The organism is Thioalkalivibrio sp., from assembly GCF_041690275.1.
Taxonomy (GTDB): Bacteria; Pseudomonadota; Gammaproteobacteria; order Ectothiorhodospirales; family Ectothiorhodospiraceae; genus Thioalkalivibrio.
The window spans coordinates 54,026-62,690 of the sequence record NZ_JAWLHP010000001.1 but is presented as its reverse complement, the minus strand read 5'-3'; the positions used below and the strand labels follow the sequence as shown (position 1 = coordinate 62,690).

The 8,665-nt window shown below is 66.6% G+C and carries 5 protein-coding genes and 1 pseudogene; all 6 read right to left on the bottom strand.

Going from position 1 to position 8,665, the window contains the following annotated elements; all coding sequences use genetic code 11:
• Positions 1 to 248 (bottom strand): annotated as a pseudogene (locus ACESMN_RS00270) (hypothetical protein); the annotation flags it as partial.
• Positions 249 to 312: 64 nt separating this feature from the next.
• A complete protein-coding gene (locus ACESMN_RS00265) occupies positions 313 to 948 on the bottom strand; it encodes an AAA family ATPase (RefSeq protein WP_373051576.1) in 636 nt (211 codons plus the stop codon).
• A gap of 70 nt (positions 949 to 1,018) precedes the next feature.
• Positions 1,019 to 1,384, bottom strand: coding sequence for a sulfur globule protein (locus ACESMN_RS00260; protein ID WP_373051575.1), 366 nt, complete (start codon positions 1,382 to 1,384; stop codon positions 1,019 to 1,021).
• 743 nt (positions 1,385 to 2,127) lie between these two features.
• Entirely contained in the window at positions 2,128 to 2,880 is a 753-nt protein-coding gene (locus ACESMN_RS00255) for an OmpH family outer membrane protein (protein ID WP_373051574.1), read from the bottom strand.
• A gap of 41 nt (positions 2,881 to 2,921) precedes the next feature.
• Positions 2,922 to 7,121, bottom strand: a complete 4,200-nt coding sequence (locus ACESMN_RS00250) for an efflux RND transporter permease subunit (protein ID WP_373051573.1) — start codon at positions 7,119 to 7,121, stop codon at positions 2,922 to 2,924.
• 253 nt (positions 7,122 to 7,374) lie between these two features.
• Positions 7,375 to 8,541, bottom strand: coding sequence for an efflux RND transporter periplasmic adaptor subunit (locus ACESMN_RS00245; protein ID WP_373051572.1), 1,167 nt, complete (start codon positions 8,539 to 8,541; stop codon positions 7,375 to 7,377).
• Positions 8,542 to 8,665 lie beyond the last annotated feature (124 nt).

The window sequence follows — 8,665 nt, the reverse complement described above, 5'->3', positions numbered from 1 at the left end:
GCAGGCTCGGGCTCCGCCGCAGACTGCGCCGCCAGGCGGGATCCAGTCTCGGCCTCGGACTGATCGCCGGGTTCGGACGATGCAGGTGGCAGTGCCGGGACCTCGCCCACGGCCTCCTCCTCGAGCTCTATGGTCTCCGCTGCAGGCGTATCCGGCGCCAGCGAGTCGCGGTTAACCCAGGCGATCACCCAGAGGACGATGACGATGAGGATCCAGTATTTGCGCAGGAAGGTGCCCAGGGCGGCCATGTCTTATCCTGTCTCGAATTGGTGAATTTCGGTTGGGTAGCGGGAAAGGCGGCCGCGGTGCGGACTATCGGCGCGACTTGCGGAAGATCGTCTTCGCCAGCTCCTCGAGTTCGGCGGCGGCCTTGCTGCGTTGCTCCAGTTCATGGACCGAGAGACCTTCGCTGAACGATCGTCTGAACGCCATGCGCTGGCCGAGCCGGGGACGCACGGCGCGCAGCCCCTCGATCATCCCGAGGGCTCCGAAGGTCTCGTCCGACTCCCGGACCGCCTGATGGGTATCGGCCCGGTTGATGAAACCAATGATCTCCGGGCTGCTGCGCTCACCGCGCAGTTCCTGGATCTTTTTCACGAAACGGTGGGTCGACCACACATCCGCCTGACTCGGCGGTACCGGAATGACGACCTGATCGGCCGCCAGGATCGCGGCGTACATCGTACCCAGATCGGAGGGTCCGACATCGACGATGACCTCGTCGTACTGTTCTCCCGCCTGGGTCGCCTCATCAAGGCTCTGCGAGAGATCGAGGGCCGGCTGATAGCCTTCCTCGTCGCGTACCCGGATGACATCGGTCAGCGTCGCCTGTGGATCGAGATCCACGGCCAGTACCCTGCGCTTGTTGGCGAGTCCCCATAGCGCGAGGTTGAAGGCCACGGTGCTCTTGCCGGTTCCACCCTTGAGGTTGCCAATTACAGTCAGCATTCAGACCCTCGGCACGACGGCATGGGAAGACCCGCCCGGCCGCGGCCGGGCGGGCGCTCCTTTCGGGACCTTACCAGGCAGGGCCGTAGCCGGGGCCATAGCCGCCGTAGCCGGGGCCATAGCCGTATGGCTGTCCGTAACCATAGCCATCGCCATGCCCGCGACCATAACCGCTACCGGTGCCGCTGCCCCGGGCGCTGAAGTCGAAGTCGCTGAACATGTCGCCAAACCCGAACATGTCGCCGAGACCGCGTCCGTAACCGGGGCCATAACCGTAGCCCGGATAACCGCCGTACCCCGGACCGCCCCAGCCAGGAGCGCCGTAACCCGGACCGCCGTAACCCGGGCCGCCCCACTGAGCGGACGCCATCATCGGGGCAGCCGACAGGGCACCCAGGGAAGCAGCCAGCACGACTGCCTTAACGAACTTGCTCATGAAAGACCTCCAATGGAGTTGTGCGCCCTCTTTTGAATGATGCGCCGGCCTTGAGGGCTGCAGACCTGCGCATTGACTTGCCTCACCACTGATAGGGCGTGCCCAGCAGCGGAGTTGACCCCAGAGGGGCGCCGTAGAGGGGCGTTCCAAGCCCGGGGGTCATCAGGCCCGTGCCGGGCCAAAGCATACCACTCCCCGGATAGGTACCGTACGGAAAAAGCCCGGGATAACCGGTGGTCCCGGGCACCCCGTAGGGACTCGACCAGGGCGGCATCGACGTCGCCGGATCATAGGCGCCCATTCCATATTCTGATGGCGCCACCCCCGGCTCGGAGTAGGGATCCCGAGGCCGGCCGGAGGGTTCAGGCCGAACCGGTTGCCCGAACCGGAAGGTGTCACGCCGTTGCCGTTCGTTCACCGGATCGTAGTCCCCCGGAGCAAAGCGGCCATCAACCCGCGGCCGGAGCGTCGGGGTCGGGCTGCCAGCTTCGGGCCTCGCCCATGGGTTGCGGTCCTGGGCCACGATGTCCGTTGCTGCAAGGCAACCGCACAGCAGCACGAGGACGGCGAGCCAGCGCACCGACAACGGCGGCGCTGCCCAGAATCGCATTCGCATCATGGCCCGACATCTCCAGGGTAGTGCCATGGAAACCGGTTTGCCGGTGTGCCAGGGCCTGCCGCACTGCGGCCCCGAGGGGCGCGCGCTGCGCAGCAGGTCCCGCCCCTCCGCCCCGCTCCATGACCTAGCGGCTCTCCTCCATGTTCTCCATCATCGCTTCGCGCTGCCGCTCCATCTCGGCCATGTAGGCTTCGCGGCTGGCCGCGATCGCCTGCATGCGCTCCTCGCGCATCTTTTCCATCTCGGCCATCTGTTGCTCGCGTTCGGCCTCCATTTCCTTCATGCGCTCCTCGCGCTCCTCTATCGCCTGCCTGGCCTCTTCCGGCAGCTCCGCCATGAAGGCCTCCCGGGCGGCCTCCATCGCCCGCATGTGCGCCTCCCGCATGGCCTCCATCTCCTTCATCTGCTCCTCGCGCTCAGCCGCTACCTGCTTCATGCGCTCCTCGCGTTCGGCCGCCATCTGCTTCATGCGTTCCTCGCGCTCGGCCATGACTTGCTCCATGTCCTCGGTCATCTCCGGCATCCCGGCACCGGAGCCTTCGCGAGCCCAGGGAAGGCCCTCGAAGGTGGGCCTCTCAGGAGCGGCAAGATCCGGGCGGGCCGGAATTCCGCGAACCTCGGGGCGTGGCGGCATCTGCGGAGCGGACCACTCCGGGCGCGGGGCGTATCCGAAATTCGGCCCGGGATGAGGCTGCATTGCGCCAGGCATCGGACGCTCGCCGTAACCATAGGCCAGAGACCCCTGCGCGAATTCCTGCTTCGCGAAGGCTGCGCCCTCGCTGCCCTGCATACCATCGGCCTGCCCGGTACCGGCCAGTGCCAGCGCTGTGGCCACGGCCAGGGTCGTCAGGGAAAACTTGGTCACACCATGCTTCATCAGTTCTTCTCCTCGATGATGGTCTTTGTGGATGGCCTTCTTCAGGAAAGCCGGATGCCGCGGCGACGCCGGACATTGGCGGCCGAGGCACCGGAACCCTTCGATCCGGCCTTGGCGGTATCGGTCCCGGACTGTTCTCCGTCGTCACCGGAGGCCTTGGTCGCCCCCTTGCGGGGAGCCCCCGACCCGGACACCTTGCCTTCCTTGGGCCCCTTGTCCTGCGCCTTCGGACCGCCCTTCCCCCGGGCCGGCCGCCTGGTCGCCTTCCTGCCTCCAGCCGTCTCGCCGGCTCCGGCGCTCTTGCCGGCTCCGGCGCTCTTGCCGGCTCCGGCCATCTTACCGGTTTCGGCTCGCGCCGGCTCCGGCTTCACCGCCGGTTCGCCCGCATCACCCGTCGAAGCGGACGCCTCGTCGGCCCCCGTCGTCTCGGATGTCGCCGGAGCCGCCTTCGCCGCGCGGTCGGTGCCAGGGGTTTCGGGCCCGGGTGGCGCGGGTTCTCCAGCTGGTGCCTTAGCCACCGCCGTCGGCCTTGAGGGTGGTGCTGTGGCCGATCCCTCCGGTCCGCCGGAAGTGCGGCGGGCTCCGGGGGCTCGGGCATGATCCGGGCGCTCACCTGAACCCGGCGAAGGGCCCGGCCCCTCCGGAGATCGCGGCCCGCTGCCGGGCCCCGTTCCGGCCCCACCACCGCCGCCCGTGCCGGGCCCGGGGGGGCCACCCTTCGATCCACTGCCCGCGAGCCGGAGAATCAGGCGCGCAATGGCCCGCAGGAACTGCATGACTCCTTCCATGAAGGCCTCGGCGAGCGACCTCAGGTAGAGCCCGATGAACCCGAGTGTCTTCATCACGGGTCCCCCGTCCGGGCTCGTCATCGTGCGGCGCCGTCCCGTCTCCTGACCGGGGCCCGCCTCGGCCGAGCCCTCGGGTCCCATCGCCGCGATCGTGCCGCCAGCACCGCCATTGCCGCCATCATTGTCCGGCCCGGAGCCGTGAGCGGCGGCGGCGTCCGCCTCCAGGATCTTCCGGGCACTGATCGCACCGAGCGGGATCACCAGCAGGGTCAGCAGCGTGGCCACGACCGTTCCGAACATCAGGGAGATGGCCATCCCCTGGAAGATCGGGTCGAACAGAATCACGCTGGAACCGGCAAGCAGCGCGAACGCGGTGATCAGGATCGGTCGCGTCCGCGCCTGGCAGGCATTGATCATGGCCTGCATCACGTCCTGACCCTCGGCTACTGCATGGCGGGCGAAATCCACCAGCAGAATCGAGTTCCGGACGATGATGCCCGCCAGCGCGATGAAGCCGATCATCGAGGTGGCGGTGAATTCGGCGCCCAGAACCCAGTGGCCCGGAATGATCCCGATCAGGGTCAGGGGTATCGGCGCCATCACGATCGCCGGCAGCACGAAGTTCCCGAACTCCCAGACCACCAGCATGTAGATGAGCACCAGTGCGATCGCGAAGGCGATGCCCATGTCGCGGAAGGTCTCGTAGGTCACCGTCCATTCGCCGGCCCACTCGAAGGCGACCGACCCGTCATTGGGCGGCGGGCCCACCCAGTGCGACTCGAGTTCGCCCCCAATGGGAAGCCGGTAGTCTTCCAACTGCTGCTCGACCTCCAGCATGCCGTAGATCGGCGCCGCGAGACGGCCCACGGTCTCCGCGGTCACGTACTCGAGTGGACGCAGGTTCTTGTGGTAGATCGGCTCGTCCTGCGGCACGCGGACGAAGGCGCCCAGTTCGGACAGCGAGACCGATCCTCCCCCACTGGAGGGAACGGGGAGGACCAGCAGGCGCTCGACGTCGGAACGGACGTGCATCGGGAGGTGCATCTCGATCAGGTGCGGCTCCACCAGGGAGCGCGTCTTCACGTCACCCAGCACCTGCCCCCCGACGGCCGTCTCCAGCGTGCGGTTGACCGCGTCGACCGTGACGCCCCTTCGCAGTGCCTTGTCGCGATCGACGTTGAAGTGCCAGACGTCATACGGGGTCTGCAGGAAGCTGTCGACGTCGTCGAGATGCGGGGCATTTCTGAACATGTCCTCCATGTCCAGCGCAACCTGGCGGCGCACGTTCGCGTCGGGACCGTAGATCTCGGCCACCACGGACTGCAGTACCGGTGGACCGGGCGGCATCTCGACGACCTGGATGCGGGCGCCCGCCGCGTGCGCCAGCGGGGTGAGGACTTCGCGTGCCTCGATCGCGATCTGGTGACTGGTGCGCTCGCGATCGCCCTTGTCGACCAGTTGGACCTGGATGTCGGCCTGCCATGGCTGCTGCCGCAGGTAGTAGTGCCGCACCAGCCCGTTGAAGTTGAACGGGGAGGCAGTGCCCACGTAGCCCTGTACCGCGGTGACCTCAGGCATCTCGCGCAGGACCAGCGCGAGTTCATGCATCAGGGTCCCCGTCTCCGGCAGCGCGGTCCCCTCGGGGAAGTCGATGACCACGTTGAATTCCGGCTTGTTGTCCAGCGGAAGCATCTTCACCGACACATCCTTGGTGAAGAACAGCAGCACGGTCAGAAAGAAGACGACCACAATGCCGATCAGGAACGACCAGCCGTAGGTGCGGTTCTGCACGAGGCCGGGGATGGCCTTCGCGAAGAGCCGCCCCATCATCTCGTTCTGCCTGTGCTCCTTCTCCTCGGCCCGTTGCAGGTAGCCCATGCTCGGGCGCAGGCGCCAGGCCAGCCAGGGCGTGAACAGAAAGGCCGCGACCAGGGAGAACAGCATCGCGACGGAACCGAGCGCCGGGATCGGCTGCATGTACGGCCCCATCATGCCGCTCACGAAACCCATTGGCAGCAGGGCCGCGATCACGGTGAAGGTCGCGAGGATGGTCGGGTTGCCGACCTCCGCGACGGCGTCGACGGTGGTCTCGGTGTCTATCCCGCGCTTCATCAGCCAGCGCCGGTAGATGTTCTCCACCACGACGATCGCGTCATCAACCAGGATGCCGATCGCGAAGATCAGCGCGAACAGGCTCACCCGGTCGATCGTGTAGCCCATCAGCCAGGCGCTGAAGATGGTGAAGAGCAGCACCACCGGGATCACGATCAGCACGACGAGGGCGGCCCGCAGACCCAGAAAGATGAACACGAGCACGGTGACCGCGGCGGTCGCGATGAAGAGCTTGAACATCAGCTCGTTCACCTTGGCGTTCGCGGTATCGCCGTAGTTGCGGGTCACCGACACCTCGACGTTGTCGGGAATCACCTGGCCCTTGAGCAATTCCAGGCGCTCAAGGATGCCGTTCGCCACCGAGACCCCGTTGCTGCCCTCCTTCTTCGCGATCGCAATGGTGACCGCCGAGGCGCCCTCGGGCGCGGCATCGGGCTCTTCGCCGGCGACACCGGTGTAGTGGCGGACGAAGCGCTCGATCTCCCCCGGCCCGTAGATCACGTCGGCGACATCGCGCACATAAACCGGACGGCCACCCGCCACCGTGACCAGCAACCGCCCGATGTCTTGGGAGTCCCGGAGAAATGCACCCGTGTAGATGGGCGTGCTGTTCGACCCGACCTCGATCGTGCCTGCCGTGCGCTCGGCGTTCGCCGCCTGCACCGCGCCCGCGATCTGGTCCATGGTTACATTGTTGCCGGTCAGACGCTCGGGCGACACCTCGATGCGGACCTTTTCCTCACGCCCGCTGACCACGAAGCTCTGGCTGGTGTTCGGGACCTCGTTCAGATACTGGAGCGAGTCGAGGGCGATCTGCCGGAGCATCGCGTCATCGACCTCATGCGACCAGAGGGTCAGGGTCACGACCGGTACGTCATCCACGCCCTTGGGCTTGACCATGGGCTCCGAGACCCCGGGTGGCATCAGGTCCCGGTTGGACATCAGCTTGTCGTGCACCTTGACGATCGAGGACTCCATCTCTTCGCCGACGTCGAACTGCACGGTGACCATCGATTCGCCTCGATGGGACACGGAATAGACGTTGTCGACCCCGGAGATCTCGCTCATCAGGCGTTCCAGCGGTCGCGCGACCAGGCTGGCGACCTGTTCCGAGGGCACGCCGGGGAAGGAGACAAAGATGTCGACCATCGGGACCGAGATCTGCGGGTCCTCCTGGCGCGGCGTGATGATCACGCCGAGAATGCCGATCGCGAGCGTGGCGATGAGGAGCAATGGCGACAGCGGGGAGTGAATGAAGCTCTGGGCCATCCTCCCGGCCAATCCCAGATCCCGTTCAGTCTCCTCCCCGCCGGCGACGTGCTCGTTCTTTTGCTCGGACATGGCTCTTATCGGTCTCTCTTATCCCAATCCCTGACGACCATCGGCAGATGGCTGCAAGGGACCATCGACAACCCTCCAGCCCCCCGGTGGCCCCTGGTGGGCGATGCGGGAAATTCGGTCTCGAATCCCTTCGCCCGACACGCCGGCGCCGCAATGGACAAGCCTGGAATGGAATGGCCATTCCCGCCCGCACCCGCTCTGCTCCGGCCTGTCTGACTGTGCCCCATGGTTAGCGAACCTTCCGCATGGCCCCCTAGCGAAAGCGTGGTGTTGCCCGCGGAGCGTTCATCCCGTCGACGCGGTCACCCGAACGGATATCCGCGGCTGGTTGGTCCAGGATGCGTTCGCCGACCTGCAGACCCGACAGCACCGTGATGCTGTCGTTCTGAACCGCGCCGAGTCGGACCATCCGCATCCGAACCGTCCCATCCCCCTCGACCACCGCGACCCGTGGCAGCGCCCCGCCCGGCACGATCGCGCTCAGCGGTATTCGCACCACGGCATCACTGACCTCCATTCCCGGTATGTGCACGTCCGCGTACATCCCGGGACCGCCGGGCACACCGCGCGGAAGATCGAACTTGACCGTGACGGTGTGGCGCTGCGGGTCGGCAATCGGGAAGATCTGCGCGACGCGGGCATCGACCTCCGTCGGCCCGATGTCAAGCGTCACGCGCACCATGTCGCCGACCTCCAGGCGCCCGACGAAACGGGCAGGAACGTCCGACTCGACCCGCAGGAACTCGACGTGCCCGAAGTCCACCAGCGGCTGGCCGGGCTGCACCGTGTCCCCTTCCTCCACGTGCTTGCGCATGACCAGACCCGAAAACGGGGCCATCGAGCGGGTGTCGCGAATCGCCGAGTCGATCTCCTCGAGCGCCGCCCTGGCCTGCTGCCAGGCGGCTGCCGCCTGGTCAATCCCCACCCCCTGGGAATAGAGATCCACCTGGCGCTCGAGCCCCGGATCGCCCAGACCGGCGATCGAGCCCGCCGGCCTGGTAATCAGCTGGTCGAACATGGACGGGATGCCCATGCCCGGCATCTGTCCGATATCACGGCTGCGCGGTGCGGCAACCTCCCTGCCGTACTGGACCTGCGCATTGCGCATTGCCGCCTCGGCCGCGCGCAACTCGGCCAGCGCCTGACGGCGCTGGGCGGTAAGACGGTCGTCGCTGATCGCGACCAGCACCTCGTCGCGGTCGAAGTAGTCCCCCTCATCGCCGGCGACCAGCGTTACGCGCCCCCCGATCTGCGCGGTCAGGGTCACCTCCCGGAACGGCACCACCGTGCCGCTGATCGTCTGCCCGCCCACCGAGGCGCCCTCGACCTCAATGATCCGACCGAACTGCGCCTGAGAGGCGGCCGCGAAGGTGATGACGGCTGCCAGCACGGCAGTCAGGAATACGATGGTTCGGTTCATGATCGTCTTCATGTCGCAGATTCTGAGTGTAGGCGCTGGTGCAAACGACCGCAGACCGGAAGACACCTCGTGCAGGCGTTCAACCCGAGCAACCCCGCCTTTTTACCACATCCGATTGTATCCG

Excerpts from the sequence above, each read along its gene's own strand:
- ACESMN_RS00260 (WP_373051575.1), bottom strand. The coding sequence starts at position 1,384 with ATGAGCAAGTTCGTTAAGGCAGTCGTGCTGGCTGCTTCCCTGGGTGCC.
- ACESMN_RS00250 (WP_373051573.1), bottom strand. The coding sequence starts at position 7,121 with ATGTCCGAGCAAAAGAACGAGCACGTCGCCGGCGGGGAGGAGACTGAA.
- ACESMN_RS00265 (WP_373051576.1), bottom strand. The coding sequence starts at position 948 with ATGCTGACTGTAATTGGCAACCTCAAGGGTGGAACCGGCAAGAGCACC.
- ACESMN_RS00245 (WP_373051572.1), bottom strand. The coding sequence starts at position 8,541 with ATGAACCGAACCATCGTATTCCTGACTGCCGTGCTGGCAGCCGTCATC.
- ACESMN_RS00255 (WP_373051574.1), bottom strand. The coding sequence starts at position 2,880 with ATGAAGCATGGTGTGACCAAGTTTTCCCTGACGACCCTGGCCGTGGCC.